Raw genomic sequence first — 23,079 nt, 5'->3', positions numbered from 1 at the left:
GAAAGGCTTAAGGTAGAGGGTTTCAAGTCCAAAGCTTAAAGACCATCTCCTTGCGAGACATCTTTAGCAACAAATTATAATATTAAAATATCAGCTCACTGTAAAGCCCTTCCCTCCGGGGAGGGTTGGGTGGGGCTAAAACAGAATACCATGTCAAAAAACGCCTTAGTTTCTTTTAAAGGAGCCAAGAATATTAATACGGAAATCCAACTAACGGGCTCCAAAAGCGAATGCAATAGAGCCTTGATTATTAGTGCTTTAAGCAAAAAGCTAGTACAAGTTAAAAACTTATCAAATGCTGCCGATACGGTAACATTGAATGGCATTCTAAATATTTTAGAGGATGAATTAGAAGTAGAGATTCAAGAATCACAAACTGTTGATGTTGGCCCGGCCGGAACAGCCATGCGTTTTCTTTCTGCTTATCTTTCTGCTAAAAACGGTAATTTTCTATTAACCGGAACTGAACGTATGAAACAGCGTCCGATTGGGATTTTAGCAGAAGCTTTAAAAACCATCGGGGCAGATATTTCTTATGCAGAGGCTGAGGGCTTTCCTCCATTAAATATTGTTGGCCCGCTAAATCAAAAAACTGCTCAAGTTAAAATCAAAGGCGATATCAGCAGTCAATATATTTCGGCATTGCTGATGATTGCACCGGTTTTACCTGAAGGTTTAACGTTAGAAATTGAAGGAGAATTAACCTCAAAGCCATACGTAGACATGACTTTGGATATGTTAGCCGAAGTAGGCATTGAACATACATGGAGTGGAAATTCGATTTCTATAAAACCTCAGTCTTTTAAGCCTGGAATTTTAGTTGTAGAGCCTGATTGGAGTGCTGCATCTTATTGGTATAGTATTGCTGCTTTGGCAGATGAAGCTAAAATCAATTTACCAGCATTGAAAGAAAAAAGCTTGCAAGGCGATAGCCAGATTAAAAAAATCATGAAGATTTTTGGTATTGCAACAGAAAAAACCGAAACAGGAATTTCCATAAGCAACTTGGGCTTGGCATTAGAAACCAATCAGGTTTTGGATTTAAAAACTTGTCCGGATTTAGCACAAACCATTATTGTGATCGCAGCTGCTTTGGGTAAAAATATGTCGTTTACCGGACTTGAAACTTTAAAAATTAAAGAAACAGATAGAATAGCCGCCTTGCAAAACGAATTGGCTAAAATTGGTGTTACTTTAACGGAAGATAATTTAGTTTATACTTTAAATACAGATGAACTTCATTTCCCTGAAAAAATTACCATTGCAACTTACGAAGACCACCGTATGGCGATGGCCTTTGCCCCGCTTGCATTACTAATCAACGAAGTTAAAATTGAAGAAATGCAGGTTGTAGAAAAATCTTATCCTTATTTTTGGGAGGATTTGAAAAAAGTAGGGTTCTCAGTAGAAAGTATTTAGTAAAAAGTATAAAGACTGGGAGTGTAAATCTCAATCAATCATTCAAAAATCAATTATTCACTCAATAAAATATGGCAGGCAACTCTTTCGGACAATTATTTCGCATAACCACCTTTGGCGAATCTCATGGTGTAGCCATTGGGGTAATTATTGATGGTTGCCCGGCAAAATTGGATATTGACATGGATTTTATTCAGTCAGAATTGGATAAACGTAAACCAGGTCAATCTAAGATTACAACCCAAAGAAAAGAAAGCGATACCGTTCAAATCTTATCTGGTATTTTCGAAGGAAAAAGTACCGGCACGCCTATCGCTTTGCTAATTCCAAATGAAGACCAACGCTCTAAAGATTATGGTCATAATGTTGATGTTTACCGCCCTAGCCACGCAGATTACGTGTACGACGCAAAATATGGCATACGCGATCATCGTGGTGGCGGGCGTTCATCTGCCCGTGAAACTGCCGCCCGTGTAGCTGCAGGCGCAATAGCTAAACTATTTTTAAAACAACAAGGCATCGAAATTTTTGCCCACGTAACTTCAGTCGGAACTATTGAGGCACCTAATTTAGAAAGTAACGATTTATCAGCTTTGCTGGATATTAGAGAAGAAAATATTGTACGATGTGCAGACCCTGCAACAGCGCATGAAATGATTGAGTTTATCGATTCGGTTAGAAAAGATGGCGACACTGTTGGTGGTAAAATTGGATGTGTAATTAAAGGCTGCCCTGCTGGTTTAGGTGAGCCTGTTTTTGATAAATTACATGCCGATTTAGGTAAGGCAATGTTAAGCATTAATGCTGTTCACGGTTTTGAATATGGCTCTGGTTTTGCCGGAAGTGAACTCAGAGGTTCCCAACACAATGATATTCCTCAACCAAAAGCAGCAGATTCAAAAGTATTTAAAACCACCACAAATTTTGCAGGTGGTATTTTAGGTGGTATTTCCAATGGAATGGATATTACCTTTAAAGTTGCCTTTAAGCCGGTTGCTACCATTATGCATAACCAGCAAACCATTAATGCTGCCGGTGAAGCTTCTGAAATTAAAGGTAAAGGCCGCCACGACCCTTGTGTGGTGCCGAGAGCTGTAGTAATTGTAGAGGCAATGGCTGCTTTGGTTTTAGCGGATCAGTTTTTGAGAAATAAGGTAAGTGTAGTTTAGGCTAGAGGCTAATATTGTAATACTTTTAAGCAACTTGTCATCCTGAGCTTGTCGAAGGACTTTAATATATTATTCACCATCATTTCAAGCGAAGCCGAGAAATCTTTAAATTATGTTTAGCAAATTTCAAACATTTCTCCATTCCGCTGTGCTCCAGTCGAAATGACGATGACAAAATAAAAATCATGAGAAAACTTCTCCCTATCCTACTACTCTTCATCAGCATAAATACTTTTGCTCAAAATTATGCGGAGCAAATTGCAAAACACCGTGAAAATTATAAGCAAGATTTTATTAAGGAAAGCAATTCTCCACTTAAAGAAAATGATTTAGCGAACCTTCATTTTTATGATGCCGATAGTAATTATAAAGTTTTAGCAAATGTTGAACTTTTAAAAAATGAAAAGATTTTTAAAATGCCAACTTATGATGGAACAAGTAAAGAATTTTATCGCTTTGCGAAAATAAGCTTCGATTTAAACGGCAAACAAATTATAATGACGCTCTACAAAAACGTGGCCTTGGCTGGCAATCCGATTTATAAAGACTTACTTTTCTTGCCTTTTACTGATGAAACCAATAATCAGGTAACCTATGGAGGTGGACGCTACATTGATTTAAGTTCAAAAGCGATTCTAGATAATAAAATTGAAGTCGACTTTAATAAAGCCTATAATCCGTATTGCGCCTATAGTGATGGGTACCGTTGCCCCGTACCGCCGGCAGAAAATGATTTACAAATTGAAATAAAGGCAGGAGAAAAACTTTATACTGGAGAAAAAAAGCACAGGAATTAAGCTGAAATAAACCACTTAAGGCAATTTTATAATCGTATTAATAGTTATCTTTGGATTTCACATCCCCATACAATGTATAACTGTTTAGTAGTAGATGATAACGAGATAGAACGTGATGCGATTACTATGCACCTCGGTAAAATCCCTAATTTAAATATCGTTTCAATCTGTAAGGATGGTGTAGAGGCAGTTGACATCATAAACAAAAATCAAATTGACATCGTTTTTTCGGATATAGATATGCCCGAACTTTCTGGTACATCTCTGTTAAAAACACTTAAAAACAAACCAGTATTTATTTTTATAACTTCTCATAACGAATACGCAGCAGAAAGTTTTGATTTAGATGCCATTGATTTTGTGGTAAAACCAGCAACTTTCGAAAGATTGCTTAAATCTGCAAATAAAGCGATTGAATACATTGAACTTAGAAAAGCTGCCAGTTTTGTAAAAAGCGATATTAAACAAGAGGATGAATACTTTTTTTTTAGAGAAACTAAAGGAATAACAAAGTTGAAATATAGCGATGTTATTTATATGGAAAGCATGGGCGATTTCTCGAAGATTTACACTGCTGATGACAAACACATTATTTTAGTAGGTCTTAAAAATCTTGAAAAGCAACTTCCAAATCAATTTATGAGGGTTCATAAACAATATATTATCAATACAAATGCAATTTGTACCCTAACTACACATGAGGTTCATTTAGAACACAAATATATTGTACCCGTTAGTGCCGCTGCAAAGCAGGAATTGCTGGAAAACGTTATTGAGAAAAAAACACTTTCGCGATTTAAAAAATAGCTTAACTTCTTTTAAAAATCAGGCTAAATGTAGAGCCTTCGCCATTTACGGAATGTAAAACGACTTTACTATCCATTAGTGCCATAAAAGTTCTACATAAAAGTAAACCCAAACCAGTTCCCTTTTCCTTATTTGTACCAAGTGTGCTAAATCCGGCACCCTGAAATGTCGAGTTATTAAAATGGTTAACCTGTCCTTCTGCCATACCAATTCCATTATCTGAAATAGAAATAACGACCTCATTCTCCTTAGTTGAAGATGCAATCGTAATTTTTCCGCCTTCGGGTGTAAATTTTATAGCGTTGCTTATTAAATTTCTTAACACCAACGAGAGCATGTTCTCATCTGCCCTGCAGATTGTATCTGGCTGAACATTGTTGTGAATAGAGATGCGCTTTAGGTCGGCAGAATCTTCAAAAGCATTTAAAACATCAAGAATTAGCTTAGAAATATCCAATAGTTCTAAATAAGGGTTAAATCCTTGCATTTGGCTGGCTGCCCAGTTCAATAAATTTTCCATCATTGATGATGTATACGCTAAACTATTCTTCAACGATGAAGCGTATCTTGTGAGTTTTTCCTGCTCAATTTTACCTGCTTCTAATAGCTGAATAAATGATATTAATGAATTTACAGGCGTTCTCATATCATGACTAACGATACTGAAAATCCGGTCCTTTACCCTACTCAGCTGTTCTAATTCTGCTTTTTGTTTGTTTATTATTTTATTTAATCTGGTGGTTTTACGTTGATTGAAATAAATTAGGGCTGCAGTTAACATTACCAAAGTAATTGCAACCATTAAAAATATTTTCACCTTCCCGTCAAATTCAATTTGTTGTTTTTGCTCTGAAATTTGTCTGTTTTTTAGATAATTATCGTAATCTGATTGCAACTTTGACCTTTCAAAATTACTGCTTTGTAGATCTTTCTCCTTGCCCACCAATTTAAGCTCTTTCTGGTTTAACAAGAGTTTTTGCTCTTGTTGCTTTGCCAAAAGCAGCTGTTCTTTTAAGGTTGCATCAGAAACTTGCTTCATAAGCTTGTAATCGTTCTCCTTAACTGCAAAATCAAGCATAAGCTGTCTTCTGGTTACTTCGCGTTCTTTATCCTCATCAAATAATTTATCTTTTGCAATGATGTATTTCTTATAATAATCTAATGATTCTTTATATCTATTTAAATCAAGATAGATTTCACTAAGTTTTAAGAGTACATTTCTCTGAATATCTAAAAAATTCATTTCTAATGAAGTATTGAGCGCTGAATTTAATGTTTCAATAGCATCATTATATCTTTTCTGATTTTTGTAGAATTCCCCTAAAGTTTCCAGCGTTACTGCGTAATAGGCTTTTTGTCCAGTTTGCTCATCATACTTTAATGCTTCTAAATAAAACTTCAGTGCTAATGCTTCATGCCCTTGCTGCTCGTAAACTTTACCAATATTTCTTTTAAATGACGAAATACTTAACTGATTATCAGAACTTTCAGAGATTTTTAATCCTCTGTTAAAATAGTCTAAAGCGACATCGAGCCTCTGTTGGGATTTAAGCCCGATATCTAATAAGTCAGCAGTGTTTGCCGCCATGTAACTTTCTCCTAAACATCGGTAGGCAAAAGCTATTCCCGTTTGGTCGTTATTGGCAGTGAATAATTTTAATGCTCTTTTTGCGTATTCAGTGGCCGATTTCTGCTTATTCAATGCTTGATAAACTGTCGCAATATTAATGTAACAGCTAGCCAAATCTTCCTGACTATTTGTTTTTTGATACAGAAACATTGCTTTTTGATTTGCTTCCAGCGACTTCACATAGTCTGGAATAGATCCATAAAGCGCACTCATATTTAGATAAATATCTGCCTGCTTATACTCGTTCTTTAGGATTTGATATTCATTTAAAGCTTTTTTATAATACTTTTCGGCTTCCAGATAATTGCCTAGGCCGTGATTAAATAAAGCTCTGCGATTATAAATCACTGCAGAAAAATCTCTTCTGCCTAGCTTTTGAGATAACTGCAAACTTTTCTGATAATACTCCTCAATTTTTGATGAACTTTTGAGCAGCATGTATTCCCTCATAATAAAATAAAGCGTTTTCATTTTATTAGAATCGGGCCTTGAATATTTTTGGTTGACTTTAAAAAGACTATCTAACTTACGCGGAATAACAGTTTGCGCAAAGGTTTTAGAAAATAAGAGTATAAGAGTTAAAATTAGTAAAGATTGTTTAAACAATCTTCTACCATAAAGCCATTCACTAATCTCAGTTCTCCTGTAAACCATTGCTCAAATCTTAATTACCTCGGTATTTTTGGTTACACTAAGAAACTACATAAAACGGAACTGAAAAAGAAATTCTTTTCTAGCAATAGAAAAGAATTGAGGAATGATCGGTTTCTTAATTATTACCGAAAGATAATTTTTTTTATTTAATAGATAGACCCAAATGTTTGTTTAATGCGTTTAAAACAATATTTTTTGAGTATAAATACAGTTTTACAACCTTTAGTTGTTCGATTTAAAACAAACTGACAAATTTAGTTGGATTAGATTCCTGCATCATTTCATACACAAGTTCTATAATATCGTCAACCGATGGTTTACTAAAATAATCGCCGTCTGATCCAAATGGTGGTCGGTGTGCTTTTGCAGTGAGTGTTCTTGGTTGTCCATCAAGATTAAAATAACCTTTTTGCTGCTCTAAAATTTGTTGTAATATATAAGCTGAAGCACCTCCTGGAACATCTTCATCTACAACTAAAAGCTTATTTGTTTTTTTAAGTGATGTAGCGCAAACTTTAGTTTTGTCGAATGGTAACAGGGTTTGAGGATCAACAATTTCCACTGAAATACCCAAAGTTGCCAACTCTTCTGCGGCTTCTTGTACAAGTTTTAAAGTTGAGCCATACGATACAATTGTAATATCTGTTCCTTCTTCTAAAACTTCGGCTATCCCTAACGGAATTGTGAATGCTCCAACGTTTTCAGGCAATTTTTCCTTTAAACGATATCCATTTAAGCACTCAATTACAACGGCAGGTTCATCAGCCCTGAATAAAGTATTGTACATACCTGCTGCCTGCGTCATATTTCTTGGTACGCAAAGGTGCAATCCTCTTAATGAACCTAAGAGCATAGCAATTGGCGAGCCCGAATGCCAAACACCTTCAAGCCTATGTCCGCGTGTTCTGACGATTACCGGTGCTTTTTGAATGCCTTTTGTACGATACGACAATGAAGCCAAATCATCGCTGAGTACATTAAGTGCAAAAATTAAATAATCTAAATATTGTATTTCGGCAATAGGTTTTAAACCTCTCATGGCCAAACCGATACCTTGCCCCATGATAGTCATTTCACGAATACCGGTATCTGTAATACGCAATTCGCCATATTTTACCTGTAAACCTGCAAAACCTTGATTTACGTCACCTATATTTCCTAAATCTTCACCAAAAGCCACTAATCGCTGGTCGCGGGCAAAATTTGCATCAAAACAAGCGTTTAAAACTTCTCGGCCATCTACCATTTTAGATAAATCGTTAAATTCGGCTTCTACAACCTCAATTTTATCCGGAGATTCGTTTCCATTGGTATAAAGTTTTGAATTATATCTTGCGTAATTTAAACCTTCCTGATTTTTATACCAATTCAGTAATTCATCACGCTCTGCAGAATTAAACTTTACAGAAAGACGTATCGCTTTGCGGGCAATTGTAAATATTTCACGTCTTTGAGCATCAGCAATAGAAGCCAATTGAGTAGAAAGCTTTGCCAGTTCGGGCTGGTGCTTTACCATTCCTCCAATTAAATCAATTACCTGTTTTTGCTCTGGTTTAATGCTATCTAAAAACTCATTCCATGCTTCTTTTTGAGCATTACGAACAAATGCTTTAGCTGTTTTTTCTAATTCAGCAAGGTCTTCTTCAGAAATTATAGCCGATTCGAGCATCCATTCTCTCATTTTTAAGATGCAATCGTGCTCGTTTTCCCAACCTAATCTATCTTTTGATTTATAACGTTCATGAGAACCCGAAGTACTGTGACCTTGCGGCTGTGTAAGCTCTGTAACATGAATAAGTACGGGTACATGCTCTTCCCTGCAAACGTTAATTGCCTTTTCATAAACTTCGCATAAAGCGGGATAATCCCATCCTTTAACCTTATAAATTTCGTAGCCTGCAAGTTCTTTTGTGCGCTGAAAGCCTTTTAAAACTTCAGAAATATCTTCTTTAGTGGTTTGATATTTTGCCGGAACGGAGATACCATAAGCATCATCCCATATAGAAATGGCCATTGGAATTTGTAAAACACCGGCAGCATTAATCGCCTCGAAAAATACACCTTCTGAAGTAGAAGCATTGCCGATTGTACCAAATGCTACCTCGTTTCCGTTAACCGAGAAGTGTTTTAAATAATCTAATTCTTTATTGTTTCTAAAAAGTTTAGATGCATAAGCCAAACCAACCAAACGAGCCATCTGACCACCAGTTGGAGAAATATCTGACGAACAATTTTTAATTTGTGTTAAATCATTCCAGCTTCCATCTTCGTTGATAGATTTTGTTGCAAAATGACAATTCATTTGCCTGCCGCCCGAAAAAGGATCGGCACCTTCTGCCGGGTTTGCGTACAATTGAGCAAAAAATTCTTTTATTGTAGAGATACCCGTTGCAAAAGCAAAAGTTTGATCACGGTAATAGCCAGAACGCCAATCGCCTTTTTTAAAAGCTTTAGCCATTGCTATTTGAGGAACCTCTTTACCATCGCCAAAAATGCCAAATTTCGCCTTCCCGGTTAACACTTCTCTTCTGCCTAAAACGCTAGCCTGACGGCTTTCAAAGGCAATTTTATAGTCGTTTATAACGATAGATTTAAAATCGTTAAAACTTAATTCAGAAGCATCAATAGAGTTGGTAATCAATTTTTCATTCTGCATCGTAATCAAATATTGGTTGTCGCAAATATATATAAAATTAAAAGTTTGCCTTTATCCTAAATTGTAAAATTATATATGGATTGATAAAATATATTTGGAATAGTTTTTGTTTTACTCCTATTAATATTAAATTTGTTTAATAAGTTTAACAAACATTTTTTCAACACAGAAACATGAAAAAGATTTTTATATTATTCGCCTTTGTAATGGGATTTGGTTTAGTTGCTAATGCACAAACCGCAGCTAAAGCAGAGTTTAAATTTGAGGCTGAAACCCATGATTTTGGTAAGATTACGGTTAATAAACCTGTAACTTACGAGTTTAAGTATACCAATGTTGGCGAGGAGCCTTTAATTATTACTAAGGCTGAGGCAAGTTGCGGTTGTACAACACCAAAATATACTACAGTTCCTTTGAAAAAAGGTGAAAGCGGAACAATTTCAGTTACGTTTAGCGCTGCAGGTGCACCACAGCCTTTTACTAAAACGGTTACGGTTACTTCGAATGCGAAAACGCCTATTAAAGTGCTTTATATTAAAGGAGAAACTGTTGCTTCAGCAACAAAATAATTTTTTAATCTATAATATTTAAAAAGTCCCGATTTGTATCGGGACTTTTTTATTTTTGTACCATGCCAAAAATTTCACAAAAAGGCTTGCAGATGCCTGCATCGCCAATCAGAAAATTAACGCCATATGCAGATAAAGCAAAACAAGATGGCAAAAAGGTCTTTCACTTAAATATTGGTCAGCCAGATATAGAAACGCCAGAAGGAATGCTAAATGCAATAAAAAACATCGATTTTGATGTTTGGGCTTATACCCCGTCTGAAGGCACTTTAGCTTATCGCCAAAAATTAACTGAATACTACAATAAACTTGGTTATAACATTAAACCAGAAAATATTCTTGTAACAGTAGGTGGCTCTGAAGCCATTACAATTGCCATGCAAACTTGTGTTAATGAGGGTGATGAAATTATTATTCCTGAGCCATTTTATGCAAATTATAACGGTTTTGCTTGCATGAGTAATGTAGTGGTAAAACCAATTTTATCTTATATCGAGAATGGTTTTGCATTGCCTCCAATAGCAGAATTTGAAAAACTGATTACCGATAAAACAAAAGCAATCATCATTTGCAATCCAAATAATCCAACGGGATACCTTTATTCGAGAGCAGAATTAGAAGCTTTAAAATCACTTTGTGTAAAATATGATTTGTTCTTATTCTCTGATGAGGCTTACCGCGAATTTTGTTATGACGGACGTGAATTTATTTCTCCAATGCATTTAGATGGACTGGATGAGAATGTGGTTATAATGGATACTGTTTCTAAACGTTACAGCGCTTGTGGTGCTCGTTTGGGTTGTTTAATTACAAAAAACAAAGAGGTTATCGCATCGGGATTAAAATTTGCACAGGCCAGGTTAAGCCCAGGGATGGTTGAGCAAATTGCAGGAGCAGCTGCTGTTGATACACCAGATAGTTACTTTGAAAAAGTTAACACAGAATATACACTTCGTAGAGATACGCTTGTGGAACGATTGAATAATATTGAAGGTGTTTTCTGCCCAAATCCAGGCGGCGCATTTTATGTTGTTGCAAAATTCCCGATTGATGATGCTGATAAATTCTGCCAATGGATGCTTGAAGAATTTAGCCATAATAACCAAACCGTTATGATGGCGCCTGCAACTGGTTTTTACTCAACCGCAGGTTCTGGAAAAAATGAAGTTAGAATGGCTTATGTTTTAAATACTGATGATTTAAATGCATCGATGGATTGTTTAGAACTTGCTTTGAAACAATATCCAGGTAGAATAATTTAAAAAACTACAACCTTAAAATCACAAAAGGCTTCAATTTAAATTGAGGCCTTTTGTGTTTCCGTTGAATTAAAAATTCTTAAATTTTTAGTACAGATTAATCCTTTTACATTGCCGTCAGTCAAAATTTTATTCAATTAATGTTTTCTCAGCATCAAATTAATGAAATTTATAAAGTATATCATGAAATTAATTAAATCAGCAGTAAATTTTTCGAAAGATAAAGAGCAAAACAAGCTGATTCTATTTATTTTGATTCTTAGTGTAATATTAATCGCTATAATTCTAGTAAGGCAGATTTATTTATAGTAGTTATTTTAAAATTATACAATTAAGGATTAACAAATTGATTGGTTTATTATCTTTGGGCTATGACAATCCCTGAACTCGAAGAATATTTTAAATCGGTAGAGAAACCCGTTACCCCACTCCTGCTTAATCCGGCTACCATAATAAATGACTATGAGCATTTTTTGGAAAGTCATTTTGCGCCTTTGAGAAAAGATCCGGATTCTAGGGTAAACCAGCCTTTACTCTGGCGTTTGAAAGCTTTAAAGTTACTTATAGAATCAAATGCTTAATCCGGAATTTACATTTAATACATTCTGTTCATAAACAGTTAACATCTAAAAATTATTTTTACTCAATTAAATTTCAAGATTATGAAACAAGGTTTACTTATTGATATGGACGGCGTGATTTACAGCGGTGAAGAATTAATTTTTGGTGCTGATAAGTTTATTAAAAATTTAATTGACGAAGATATTCCTTTTGCTTTTATGACCAACAACAGCCAAAGAACGAGCTTAGAGGTTGTGCGTAAACTGAAGGGTTTAGGCATTACAGTTGATGAAAGTCATGTATATACGAGCGCAATGGCTACAGCGAAGTTTTTGGCCGATCAAAGTCCGAATGGAACAGCTTATGTTTTAGGTGAAGGAGGGTTATTAAGTAGTTTGCACGATAATGGCATCACATTGGTAAATACCGACCCGGAATTTGTGGTGCTTGGAGAAGGCAGAAATTTTACTTTAGAAATGGTTCAGAGAGCGGTTGATATGATTTTGGCAGGCGCTAAATTTATTACAACAAATCGTGATCCTTCACCCAAAAAGCCAGGATGGAACAATCTTGGTATTGCAGCAACAACAGCCATGATTGAGGAAGCTACCGGCAGAAAAGCATTTGTAACCGGCAAACCTAGTCCGGTAATGATGCGTTCTGCAAGAAAATTTTTAGGACTAGAAACCAGCGAAACTACCGTAATTGGTGATACAATGGAAACCGACATTCAAGGTGGTGTGCAGATGGGTTACAAAACCATTTTAGTGTTATCTGGTATTGCAAGTAAAGATAGGCTTGGCCATTACGCTTTTAAACCTGATATGGTCGCCAGTTCTGTAGATGAAATTCAGTTTCCCTTAAGTTGGTGGGCTAATAAATAAAATTCAATTTTAAATGTTGACAAATAAATTCAAGTGCAAAGCATCTTGTTTTTATTTTTGCAGCAATGTCTTCTAAATACAAAACACTATTTCAATTTGAAAACCAGGAACTGGTAATAATTGAAATTAAACGACTTGATTTACTCGAAACTGCCACTTTGAATGAGATTTTTCATTGGCTTTATTTTGAGAAGGATACAAAATCACTAATTAAATTATGGTTTCGTTCTATGGATTCATCAAATGAAATTGAAGAACGTTTTTTTGAACAGGGTTATTTAAAATTTACTTCAACTGAAGCTACATATATAGAGAAATACAATTCATCACAACATAAGCTTAAAAACTGTGGTAAAGAAGCGTTAAATAGTGAAATAAAAGCTTCAATTGAAGATTACTTGAAAAAGGCGTATTAAAGTAAATTACTTTAGCTGCAACCTCACGATTGCTAAAAGGTCTTCAACATCGAAAGGCTTAATTATAAATCCGTCAGCAAAACAAGGAATTTCTAAAAACTGTGTCGGCTTTAAGGCAGATAAAAGTACAATAGGAATTTGCATACTTTTCGGATTTTTCTTTATCAGATTACAGAGTATTCTACCATTAGCGCAACTGAGTTGAATATCCATTATGATTAATTTTGGATGGTAGCTCTGAATAACAGCTTGAAGCATATCACAATTGTGAATACTTTCTACTTCAAAGTTTTCTCGCTCAAGAATTGATGTAAGTAAATCGGCGTTAAATACGTCATCATCAACAATCAGTATTTTTGACATATCGGGAGATTCGGTACTTAAATCTAAGTATTATTACTTATAATAGAAAATAGATGGAATAAGTCTTTTTAGCTGATATACAAATACTTATCGAAACCTGTAATAAATAATGATCAGTAACGAAAATATTTAGGCAATATTAATGCGCTTTATAAAATAATTCAATCGTAATTTTAAGGATGAAAGTGATTAAATAATTACTACTGGCATAATTTTTATAATTTTAACAGCGATATGCCATTAACTCTGCTTTCTGAAAAAGATATAACCCGCTACCAAGAATTAATTTCTGATAAAAAAACTTCTATAAACATTTTATTTACCGAATTAATTGAGCTTTATAATAAGCTTGAGGTAAATGAAAATGCCTTAAAACAGTTTGAAAATCAAGCGGAAATTATCCGCATAAAAAAAGATTATGATTTAAAAAAGGAACACTGGGATAGTGAACTTTTAGAGCTAAAAAAACAATACAGGCAGCTCGACAATAGAATTATTGCTGCTGAGCAAAAAATGGCAAGAGGCATTCCTGATGATTTAATGATAATGGAAAAACTAATTGCAGAGCAAGAAGCAATAGTTGCCGACCAGGAAAAATTGAACCAAGCCGAAAATGAATTGATTAGCCATGTTCGAGAAATAGATATTGAATATGGAAAGCAACAGGAAAAAATTAATCAAAGAAATGTTTTTGTAAAAGCCGATGCTGGTGATAAAAATGGAAATTTACGAGAGAAAATTAAATCTGCTGAGCAGAAAATAATCTATGCTACAAAACTAGTGGCTACCATACTTACTCTAATAATACCGGTTATATTGGATTATTTCACAAAAAGCATTTCCTTAAGTTTAAAACCACATTCAGTTTTATCAAATCATTATATTTTCTTGATTTCATTCATCCTAACAGAAGTTTTTTTAGGTGAAAAAATCCGTCAATATGTTTCCAATATATTTGCTTCGAAATACCTGAAGAATGATTTTGAACACTTGAAAAGTCTGTTTTCAAAAAACAGCAGTAAAATCAGCAAATTGGAAAAAGTTTACAACATTAAACTACAAGAAGTTGTAAATCACTAATCAAATTATATTTCCCGCTAAGCCTCCTCTGGATGCTAAGTTACATTAACCTCAAGTAAATTTCTTCAGGTTAATTTGATACTTACAATAAAAAATTGCTTATAAAATTTCTTAAAACTTATAGCTATATTTAACATAGATGATTGAAACATCATGGAAAACTGTCGGCTATGCTTGTCAAAACTGAAGCTCTTCCATCTTTCTGATATTCAAAAACTTTCTATGTGCTTACGCTGGTTTATAAAACTTTTTCTATTTATTCTAATTGCTCAAACCAGCTATGCCCAATCTACAGCAATAGATAACTTACTAATAAATGCCAATACTTACATAAACTCGGGTAACTACAACCAGGCAAATGCACTATTAAAAGATGGTTTAAAGCAGGCTGAAGCCACTAAAAATAAAAGACACGAAGCCCATATTTATGATTTACTAGCAGAAGTGAGTTTTAAAAAAAGGGAGTTTAAAGATTTTAAACTTACGATGCCTTTGCCAGCCAAATTGCCAATCAGTTAAAAGATACTTTATTGCTTATCGATTTAAATAACCGAAAAGGAATTTACTACGCCGAAGATGGTCAGAATGATTTGGCCACGCAACACTACAATACCGCTTTAAATTTATGTTTGGCCAAAAAGGAAAGCAAAAAACTTGCAGAAGTTTACAGCAATATTGGCTCTCAACTTTTAGCCACGGGCGATAAAGACAAAGCAATAAACAACTTTTTTAACGCCCTGAAACTTTTTGAACTGAACGAGAACAAACGTGGCATTGGCGAAACTTACAGCAATATTTCATCGGTTTATTATTTAATGGGCAAGGTTGATGATGCGATAAATTACCAGAAAAATAGCATTGCAGTAAGAGAAAAAATTAACGATAAACCCGGACTTGCGATTGGGAATTTGAACATCGGACAATTGTATCTGATAAAAAAGGAAAACCCATTTGCCAAACAACATTTAACCAATGCGGTAAAATATGCAGAGCAAACCGAAAACAGTAAATTAATTGCCAGCACTTATGCTGGCATGGCCACTTATGAGGCTTTAGGTGCAAAAAACAATCAGAATGCTTTGCAATGGCAAAGCAAAGCAATTGCGCTTTACGAGAAAATTGACGACAAACAAATGTTATCACGCATGTACGTTTCGGCAGGTAATTTGGCTAATAAAATTAACGATACAACAGCTTCAATTGCTTATTATAATAAAGCATTATTATTATCTAAAGCCTTAAAAAACAAAGAAAATATCAGCAATGCTTATGATAAACTGAGCAGTTTTTATAACTCGAGAGGCAATTTTAAAAATGCTTATGAAAATTATAAACAGCATATTTTATATCGCGATAGCATAACCGAAAAAAGTAATTTGGCGAAAATTGAAGAGGTTCGGGTTAAATACGAAACCGAGAAAAAAGATGGCGAAATTTTAAAATTAAGCACTTCTGAACGGTTAAAACAACTCCAAATAGAAAAACAGAATGCTTTAATTACTGGCAATTTACTTTTGGCCAGGCAAAAACAAAGTGAAATAGAACTTCTATCAAAAGAGAAGCAATTGCAAGATTTAAGGTTAAAGGAACAGAATGAAAAAATTAGAATTCAGAATTTAAATGCCGTAAACAAAGAGCAACAATTACGCTTGGCAAAAAACGAACAATTAGCAAAAGAAAATGAATTAGCTAACGCAAAAACGACAAGAAATTTATTAATCGGTGGTTTTGTTTTGCTCTTACTTTTAATCGTTACTTATTTTAATCGTTACCAACTGAAGAAAAAATTAGAACAGCAAACAGCGCTTTTAGCTATAAGAAACAACATTAGTAAAGATTTGCATGATGAAATTGGGAGTACTTTAACCAGCATCAACATTTTAAGTAGTGTATCGCAACAAGCGATGGATAAAGATACCGGCAAAGCCAAAAAAATGTTGCAAAAAATAACTTCGCAAAGCAAAACCATACAGCAAAGTATGAGCGATATTGTTTGGAGCATACAGCCTAATAACGATAAAATTGAAAATCTTGCCATCAGAATGCGGGAATTTGCAACCCAAACCCTCGAACCTTTGGGTATTTTAGTTACGTTTATTACCGATGAAGATTTAGCCAGTAAATCATTACCCATCGAATACCGCAAAGAGATTTTACTGATTTACAAAGAAGCGTTAACCAATATCAGTAAACACGCTAACGCAAGTAAAGTAAATATCGACCTTAAAAAAATTGATAAAAACACAGCACAATTATTTATTGCAGATAATGGCCTTTGGAAAGGCGAAACTTCTGGAACGGGCATTCGGAGTATGAAAGAAAGAGCTTTGGCCATAACCAGCACACTAACTTTAAGCAATGATGATAAGGGCACTGTGTTATTGCTTGCTATCAACCTCCCCTAATTTGGGCATAGCCGATAAAAAACTGATAGCTTAATTTTGTAAATCAATGGCAATAAACGTTTTAATATTTGAAGACAACAGCAATTTGCGCTTTAGCATAGAAACCATGCTTCAGTGGAATGCCGATTTCAATTTAATTAAGGCCATGCCTGATGCAAACTCTTTGGATGAAATTTTGCAAACTTACAAAGCCGATGTTATTTTAATGGATATTGATATGCCTGGCCTAAATGGCATTGAGGCGTTGAAGAAAATCCGCCAGCAAAACCAAGAAATTTTTGTGATAATGCTAACGGTTTTTGAAGATGAAAATAACATTTTCGATGCCATTTGCGCAGGTGCTAACGGTTATTTGTTAAAGAAAAACTTCGACCAGGTGCCTGCTGCTATACATGATGTGATGGCGGGTGGCGCACCAATGACGAGTAGCGTAGCTAAAAAAGTGCTTTCTTTTATCCCCAAAAAGCAAAATAAACACCAGCAAACCACCGAACTGCTTACCCACCGCGAAACTGAAATTCTAGAATATGTGGTTAAAGGTTTAAGCTATAAAATGATTGCCGGCGAACTTCAAATTTCTGTTGAAACCATCCGTAGTCACATTAAAAAGATTTATAAAAAGCTACAGGTGAATAGTGCAACCGAAGCTATTTATAAGTACAATCAAGGTTAGGCACTAACCCTTTTATGGTATTGATGGGCAGTTAATTAGCCTATAAATTTGATTAAGAAACCATTAATTAAATCTCGCCATGAAAAAATTAACTCTATTATTAATCTTATTTGCTACAACTATGCTTGTGGCAAATGCTCAAAAATGCGATTGTAACCCAAACGGTTTTAATCCTTTTGTTTATTCAAATGGTAAAGCAACCCAAACTGTAAGAGATGGCCATCAATTTAGCATAAAATGCAAACAGCCATTTTCTTTTAATGGAGGTTACAAATGCGATTACAGCAATAAAGTTTGTGATGTTAAACTTGTTGCTGTTATAAAAAATTCATCGGGGACGGTAATAAAATCTTTTCCAAACTTCACTTTTCCGTTGGAATATGAATTTGAAACTGGCGGAAATTATTCGATAGAAATAACACCCATTTGTGGCGGCAAAAAATGCCCTACAATTAAATTCTATTTTAATGTTGCTTGCGATGAGCTTGCTAAATGTGATTGTAATAAAGCAGGCTGGGATAATATTTACGTTTCTATAGACAATGTTTCGAAGCAAATTGCTTGTGGCGCAACCATTAATTTAAAGGTTGGTATGCCGTTTTCGTTTAAAGGCGGTTACAAATGTGAGGGCAATTGCGAAGCAGTTTTAAATGCCAAACTAACTAATCTGAGCACTGGCTTAGTGCAAAACTTCCCGAATTTTAAAATGGATGGCGTTAATTCTCCTTTTCCAACGGCAGGCAAATACAAGTTGGCTATTAATCCGCTTTGCGGGAATAAAAAATGCCAGCCTTGCAGTTTCAATATCATTGTTAATTAAATACCTGGTTATGAAAACTCAACTCTTATTAATATTGATGTTTGTTTGTAGCCTTTGCAAAGCTCAAATTAACACCAAAGATATTAAACGCAGTGCCGAAGGCCGAGCCAATGAAGCCATAAGCAAAGGTGTAAATGCTGGAATAGATAAACTTGAAAAAGGTATTGGCGGATTGTTTAAAGGCAAAAAAAATAAAGCAAAAGCCGATACTTTAGCAACGGAAGCGGTAGCGCAACCAGCAGAAACAGTAAGCGAAACTGGCAACGAAATGCCACAACAAAATGCTGATATTTTAAGGAAATTTGATTTTGTGCAAGGCGATAAAATTTTAGTTTTAGAAAATTTTAGTCAGGATAATTTGGGTGATTTCCCTGCGAAATGGACCACCAACAGCGGTGGAGAAATTGTTGAACTAAATGGCGAAAATTGGCTAAAACTTGGTAAAAACGGCGTGTTTTTGCCTCAGTTTATCAATAACTTACCAGATAATTTCACTTTTGAGTTTGATGTTACTTGTAGCGCAAATTTTAACTTTTACAGCAATCCACTTAATTTTTCTATTGCCGAATTAGCAAAACCCAGCACCGATTATTTGAAATGGAAAATGCTTACCCGTTTGGGTAGAAATGGTATCGAAGTTGGCATTCATCCTAAATCAGTTTCTACAGTAAACGCAAAAGGCACTACCAATTACCAAATTTACGATAATGGCAGTTTGGGCGCTAAAAATAAAACCGTACAAAGTGAATTTATTAGCGATGTAAAAGCTACCGTTCATGTAAGTGTTTGGCGCCAAAAAAATCGTTTGAGGGTTTATTTAAATCAGGAGAAAGTTTGGGATTTGCCTAATGCTTTTGTGGATGGAAAAAAATACAATACCATCCTGTTTCAAACTGGTGGCGTTAAAAAAGAAGAAGATAAATATTACATCAATAATTTAAGGTTGGCCGTTGGCGAACCAGATACCAGAAACAAGTTATTAAACGAAGGCAAATTTGTTTCTTCAGGTATTTTGTTTGATGTAAACTCGGCAAACATTAAACCCGAAAGTTTAGGTTTAATTAAATCTATTGCGGTGATTTTGCAAGAAAATCCGCCAGTAAAAATTAAAATAATTGGCCATACAGATAGCGATGGCGATGAAAAAGCAAACCTGGCCTTATCTAAAAAACGTGCCGAAGCTTTAAAAAACATGTTAACTACGGATTTTGGAATTGAAGCCAGCAGAATGCAAATTGATGGCAAAGGTGAAAGTGTACCTGCAATGCCAAATACAAGTGAAATTAACAAGGCAAATAACCGCAGAGTTGAGTTCATCAAAATTAAATAAACCTAAATACCATGAAAAAATTACTATCTATTGCATTGTTGATGATTTGTATCATCAGCTTTGCTAAAGCACAAAATGGCATAACAAATGGGGTGATTACCAATCAAGATAGAACAGTTCCAAAAATAAAACCAAATTCAACCATAACACTTATCCCTAGTTTTAGAAATGGAGGAGCTGCAGCACTTTATGAGCCTGCCACTTTCGCCAATAAAAAAAAGACTAAAATCCCGGTTAATTTAATTATCAAAAACAACGGCGTTGCCAAATCTAAACCATGCAAAGTGATATTTTATGTACACTTCCAAGCCCCAAGAACTTTTTCTGAAGTAGAACATGGCGTGGCCGAAGGTGCATTTAATGATGCGGAAATTTCTGAACCATTACCACTGCAAGCCTTGGCGCAAGGCGAAGAATTAGTTATAAAGCACGCTTTTGTTTTTAGAAAGTTCCCAAATTTAGCGCCAGGTAAAAAGGTACGGTTAACGGCACAAATTTTTTATACAATACCAGACGAAGAAACCGATACACGTAATAACACCTCAAGAGTATTTGAAGTTGAGTTAGTAACAGAAAATTAAAAACCATTAATAATCTAGAAATGATGAAAAAGATATCCTTTATGATTTGCCTTATACTGATAGTTATAGGGGCAAAAGCACAAATAAACCCTAGAGTGGTTACGCCAATTGGCAGAAATCCTTTGCCGTTAGAAGCAATACAGTTGCCAACAACTACGCATATAGATAGAGTAGAAATTTACGAGCAGCCTAATTTTAGCGGTAGGGTTGCTAAATACGCAAACGTTGTTGACCCGTTTAGATATCCATTTACCAATAAACGCAATGTATCTATAAAAGTTGCTCCGGGTCACATTGCTTACATCAAGTTTGATGATGAATTTCAAAGTACTATAATTTTTACGGGCGACCATCCAAATTTTGGCACCGTATTTAGGAACAACATTTTATCAATTACCGTAAAAGCTGCAAATGCACAAAACGTAAGTTTTAGTGGTTTCTCTTTGCCTGTACACAATAACGATTGCAAAAAAATGGCGGGCACAGTAAAAGTTAGGTTGGTAGAACAACTAACCGACGGAAGTTACGCACCCTGTCCAATTATTAACGAAAACGGAACAACAATTAGCAACTACAAAGCACAAACTACCATGTTTTCAAAAACAGGTATAGAAAGAGCTGAAGCTAACCAGATGAGAGATTTTATATTTAATTCTGGCGCCACTGTTCCAGTTATTTCAAGTACCGTAGCATCTAACAAACCTGCAATAAAAGCTGTGTTTATGGTAAGTGATTATGCCTTACAAAACGGAAAAATCTTTGTAGAAGTAGTGCCAAATATTACTGTTGGACATAAAACAAGCGATTTAGCAACCGATTACTCATCTAACGTGAAAATGTTAGCTATTGATTACGATTTGATTAATTACAAAAATGCAGGCATGTATTTCTCCTCAAAACCATTTACTGTAAAAGGTAACCCCGATAATAATTATGGCGCAGCTTCTGGTGTTCAATATAGCATAATCAAAGATTTTAGAATTCATTTTAGCAAATAAATACCATGAAAAAGCTACTTACTCTTCTCCTATTCTTTCCAGTATTTTTGTTTGCACAAGTAACGCCACAACGTTATAAATTTAAGTTGGCCTCTGATAACTCCGTGATGGAGCTAAACAGCAGTAATTTTATACGAGTTGCGGAAGACTGCAGAGATAGGTCGCCCAATTGTGGCAACCAGGTTTGGCAAATTACTCAATCCAGAATTTCGCCCAATTTGTACCAAATTATAAGTATCCCCCTTGGTAAATACTTAACTTGGGAAGAAGGAGCCGAGGGTGCTACTAGGCTTGAAATGAGCTTAAAACCAAGAATTACTGTACGAGAAAACTACAAATATCAGGCGTTTAAAATTATTGCAAACGACAAAGGAAGTTATCAAATACAACCAGCCTTAGACGATGGTGTGCCTAATAATTTTTACTTATCGGCTACGCTAAATACAGGTGCTAATTATGCTGTTGGTTTATTTAAAAGAGGCGCAAATGGTTACGTTAATGTAAAAGATGCTTGGCGTTTTATGCCTCCAATTACGCCATTGGCACCGCAAGCAAGTCCATCGGTTGTGGTTGCGCCACTATCAGACAATAAACTAGAAGTTGATATTAAAACAGGTGCCGATAATTTAGAACCAAGGGGATTTCAGACCAATCCCCAGATTACAATTCATGTAAAAAACCGTAATCCGATAGTATTAGAAAACATTAATAACAACCAAAATTGGCCAAATAATTCTATTAAAAGGGTTTCGATACCGCTACCTCATGATATTAATCTGGAGGATTTACTATCAATTAACATCAAACGAACTGTAGTAAGTAATTGGAATAATTTTGATGCTGGAATGGCAGATAATTGGAACATTAATAGAGTTACGGCAACTGCTTCAATTAAAACTAATGGCAGTATAGTAAGAACAATAATTTTAAATAAAACTGCAACAAGTGGGCCTTTAGTACGTATTGTTTACGAAAAAAGAAACAATGATAACCCAATAGAGCAAAGAGAAATAACAATCCCTTTTGGCGAAGGTTCTAGTAGCGCTCAACCAACTCCTGCACCAAGAACATCCGTTGCAAATCCGATTATTAAAATAGAAACCTTAACCGGCGGAGACGATTTACGTGGTGGTAACGATAACCTTAATGTGTTAATTAGGTTAAAAATAAGACCTGTTAGAAATATTAGTTTAAATAACATTAACGCCGGCAGAAAATGGCCCAATTTTACCGAAAGAAGTATTACAAAACCATTAATGGCGCCTCCATTTACTTTTGATGATATTGAAGACATAATTTTAAAACATACTGGAGGTAGAGGAACTGGTGCGGATGATTGGCATTTGGACAAGCTCAAAATTACTTTAACAATTGGTAGCGAAACCAGAGTTTTAATTGACCAAGTTGGTGCGCCAATACATTATTTCTCGGGCGATGCTCGCTCTAAAACATTTCAAATTTTAAGGTAAAAAACGAATGCGATGAAAAGGATATTGATGGTTACAGGATTTACAATAGCATGGTTATGTAATGTATACGCACAAAAGGTGAATAATAATACTGGTGTTGCGGGTCATCCAAGTAAAGTAGTATCTAGGGCTTTGCCCGATTTAACTTTTCATCTTGTACCGGTTTTGGTAGGCAGTGGGAACGGTGTAGAAAAGCTTGATGATACTTCGGGCAGAATAAAAATACCCATCAATTTTATTGTAAAAAACATTGGTTTTACAACATCCAAACCTACAACTGTTTATGCAGAATATAGCTATTTGAGTTCACAAGGTTTAATCTCTATCAAATCAAATCCAATGATTTTGCAAGCCATAGAACCAGGTAAAGAAGTATTGCTGAAACATCAATTTATTTTTAAACCTATACCAGAACAGGCTTATAATAAACCGCTTAAACTGAGGTTGGTAATTACTGTAAATGGTGCTAATAACAATAACGAATTGCTGATTACCAATAATATTTCTGATGAGTTATCGCTAAAAATTGATAAATAGAC

Annotated in this window: 22 protein-coding genes; 19 read left to right on the top strand and 3 right to left on the bottom strand. The window is 35.0% G+C overall.

Annotated features, from left to right (window positions below; genetic code table 11):
* Window positions 1-150 precede the first annotated feature (150 nt).
* The 4 genes from aroA to LUA86_RS13785 all read left to right on the top strand — a co-directional run bounded on the left by aroA (window position 151) and on the right by LUA86_RS13785 (window position 4,192).
* Window positions 151-1,419 (top strand): 3-phosphoshikimate 1-carboxyvinyltransferase, encoded by a 1,269-nt coding sequence (gene aroA / locus LUA86_RS13800; RefSeq protein WP_231463689.1) that lies wholly within the window; start codon window positions 151-153, stop codon window positions 1,417-1,419.
* Between the two features lie 71 nt (window positions 1,420-1,490).
* Window positions 1,491-2,588, top strand: coding sequence for a chorismate synthase (gene aroC / locus LUA86_RS13795; protein WP_231463687.1), 1,098 nt, complete (start codon window positions 1,491-1,493; stop codon window positions 2,586-2,588).
* A gap of 185 nt (window positions 2,589-2,773) precedes the next feature.
* Entirely contained in the window at window positions 2,774-3,385 is a 612-nt protein-coding gene (locus LUA86_RS13790) for a DUF1684 domain-containing protein (protein ID WP_231463685.1), read from the top strand.
* Window positions 3,386-3,457: 72 nt separating this feature from the next.
* Complete coding sequence (locus LUA86_RS13785) at window positions 3,458-4,192, top strand: LytTR family DNA-binding domain-containing protein (RefSeq protein ID WP_231463683.1); 735 nt, start codon at window positions 3,458-3,460, stop codon at window positions 4,190-4,192.
* A gap of 1 nt (window position 4,193) precedes the next feature.
* On the opposite strand, the gene LUA86_RS13780 is transcribed toward LUA86_RS13785, so the two are convergent.
* Window positions 4,194-6,476 carry an ATP-binding protein gene (locus tag LUA86_RS13780; RefSeq protein WP_231463681.1) on the bottom strand — a complete coding sequence of 761 codons (2,283 nt, stop codon included), beginning with the start codon at window positions 6,474-6,476 and terminating at the stop codon, window positions 4,194-4,196.
* 235 nt (window positions 6,477-6,711) lie between these two features.
* The gene (locus LUA86_RS13775; RefSeq protein ID WP_231463679.1) at window positions 6,712-9,132 is read right to left on the bottom strand and encodes a thiamine pyrophosphate-dependent enzyme; all 2,421 of its coding nucleotides are present in this window, start codon (window positions 9,130-9,132) and stop codon (window positions 6,712-6,714) included.
* Window positions 9,133-9,305: 173 nt separating this feature from the next.
* Here LUA86_RS13775 and LUA86_RS13770 point away from each other — a divergent pair, with 173 nt between their 5' ends.
* From LUA86_RS13770 to LUA86_RS13750, 5 genes are all read left to right on the top strand, one after another.
* Complete coding sequence (locus tag LUA86_RS13770) at window positions 9,306-9,701, top strand: DUF1573 domain-containing protein (RefSeq protein ID WP_231463677.1); 396 nt, start codon at window positions 9,306-9,308, stop codon at window positions 9,699-9,701.
* A 62-nt stretch (window positions 9,702-9,763) separates the two neighbouring features.
* Window positions 9,764-10,963 carry a pyridoxal phosphate-dependent aminotransferase gene (locus LUA86_RS13765; RefSeq protein WP_231463675.1) on the top strand — a complete coding sequence of 400 codons (1,200 nt, stop codon included), beginning with the start codon at window positions 9,764-9,766 and terminating at the stop codon, window positions 10,961-10,963.
* Between the two features lie 368 nt (window positions 10,964-11,331).
* Entirely contained in the window at window positions 11,332-11,541 is a 210-nt protein-coding gene (locus LUA86_RS13760; protein ID WP_231463673.1) for a hypothetical protein, read from the top strand.
* Window positions 11,542-11,622: 81 nt separating this feature from the next.
* On the top strand, window positions 11,623-12,405 hold the full coding sequence (locus tag LUA86_RS13755; RefSeq protein ID WP_231463671.1) for an HAD-IIA family hydrolase: 783 nt from the start codon (window positions 11,623-11,625) through the stop codon (window positions 12,403-12,405).
* A 65-nt stretch (window positions 12,406-12,470) separates the two neighbouring features.
* Window positions 12,471-12,821 carry a hypothetical protein gene (locus LUA86_RS13750; RefSeq protein WP_231463670.1) on the top strand — a complete coding sequence of 117 codons (351 nt, stop codon included), beginning with the start codon at window positions 12,471-12,473 and terminating at the stop codon, window positions 12,819-12,821.
* Between the two features lie 6 nt (window positions 12,822-12,827).
* On the opposite strand, the gene LUA86_RS13745 is transcribed toward LUA86_RS13750, so the two are convergent.
* Complete coding sequence (locus LUA86_RS13745; protein ID WP_231463668.1) at window positions 12,828-13,184, bottom strand: PleD family two-component system response regulator; 357 nt, start codon at window positions 13,182-13,184, stop codon at window positions 12,828-12,830.
* Window positions 13,185-13,418: 234 nt separating this feature from the next.
* On the opposite strand from LUA86_RS13745, the gene LUA86_RS13740 reads away from it, so the two are divergent.
* The 10 genes from LUA86_RS13740 to LUA86_RS13695 all read left to right on the top strand — a co-directional run bounded on the left by LUA86_RS13740 (window position 13,419) and on the right by LUA86_RS13695 (window position 23,077).
* Window positions 13,419-14,264, top strand: coding sequence for a hypothetical protein (locus tag LUA86_RS13740; protein ID WP_231463666.1), 846 nt, complete (start codon window positions 13,419-13,421; stop codon window positions 14,262-14,264).
* Between the two features lie 153 nt (window positions 14,265-14,417).
* A complete protein-coding gene (locus LUA86_RS13735) occupies window positions 14,418-14,783 on the top strand; it encodes a hypothetical protein (protein ID WP_231463665.1) in 366 nt (121 codons plus the stop codon).
* Window positions 14,784-14,794: 11 nt separating this feature from the next.
* A complete protein-coding gene (locus LUA86_RS13730) occupies window positions 14,795-16,669 on the top strand; it encodes a tetratricopeptide repeat-containing sensor histidine kinase (protein ID WP_231463662.1) in 1,875 nt (624 codons plus the stop codon).
* A 46-nt stretch (window positions 16,670-16,715) separates the two neighbouring features.
* Complete coding sequence (locus LUA86_RS13725) at window positions 16,716-17,342, top strand: response regulator transcription factor (RefSeq protein ID WP_231463660.1); 627 nt, start codon at window positions 16,716-16,718, stop codon at window positions 17,340-17,342.
* 79 nt (window positions 17,343-17,421) lie between these two features.
* The gene (locus tag LUA86_RS13720) at window positions 17,422-18,162 is read left to right on the top strand and encodes a hypothetical protein (protein ID WP_231463659.1); all 741 of its coding nucleotides are present in this window, start codon (window positions 17,422-17,424) and stop codon (window positions 18,160-18,162) included.
* Between the two features lie 10 nt (window positions 18,163-18,172).
* The gene (locus LUA86_RS13715) at window positions 18,173-19,492 is read left to right on the top strand and encodes an OmpA family protein (RefSeq protein WP_231463657.1); all 1,320 of its coding nucleotides are present in this window, start codon (window positions 18,173-18,175) and stop codon (window positions 19,490-19,492) included.
* A gap of 11 nt (window positions 19,493-19,503) precedes the next feature.
* Window positions 19,504-20,073, top strand: a complete 570-nt coding sequence (locus LUA86_RS13710; RefSeq protein WP_231463654.1) for a hypothetical protein — start codon at window positions 19,504-19,506, stop codon at window positions 20,071-20,073.
* Between the two features lie 20 nt (window positions 20,074-20,093).
* Window positions 20,094-21,071 (top strand): hypothetical protein, encoded by a 978-nt coding sequence (locus tag LUA86_RS13705; RefSeq protein WP_231463652.1) that lies wholly within the window; start codon window positions 20,094-20,096, stop codon window positions 21,069-21,071.
* A 5-nt stretch (window positions 21,072-21,076) separates the two neighbouring features.
* Window positions 21,077-22,540 carry a hypothetical protein gene (locus tag LUA86_RS13700; RefSeq protein WP_231463650.1) on the top strand — a complete coding sequence of 488 codons (1,464 nt, stop codon included), beginning with the start codon at window positions 21,077-21,079 and terminating at the stop codon, window positions 22,538-22,540.
* A 12-nt stretch (window positions 22,541-22,552) separates the two neighbouring features.
* A complete protein-coding gene (locus LUA86_RS13695; protein WP_231463649.1) occupies window positions 22,553-23,077 on the top strand; it encodes a hypothetical protein in 525 nt (174 codons plus the stop codon).
* Window positions 23,078-23,079 lie beyond the last annotated feature (2 nt).

Origin of the sequence: Pedobacter sp. Leaf132 (genome assembly GCF_920984695.1) — a bacterium.
Taxonomy (GTDB): domain Bacteria; phylum Bacteroidota; class Bacteroidia; order Sphingobacteriales; family Sphingobacteriaceae; genus Pedobacter.
The sequence above is the reverse complement of the archived record's forward strand: the minus strand, read 5'-3'. Positions and strand labels throughout refer to the sequence as shown.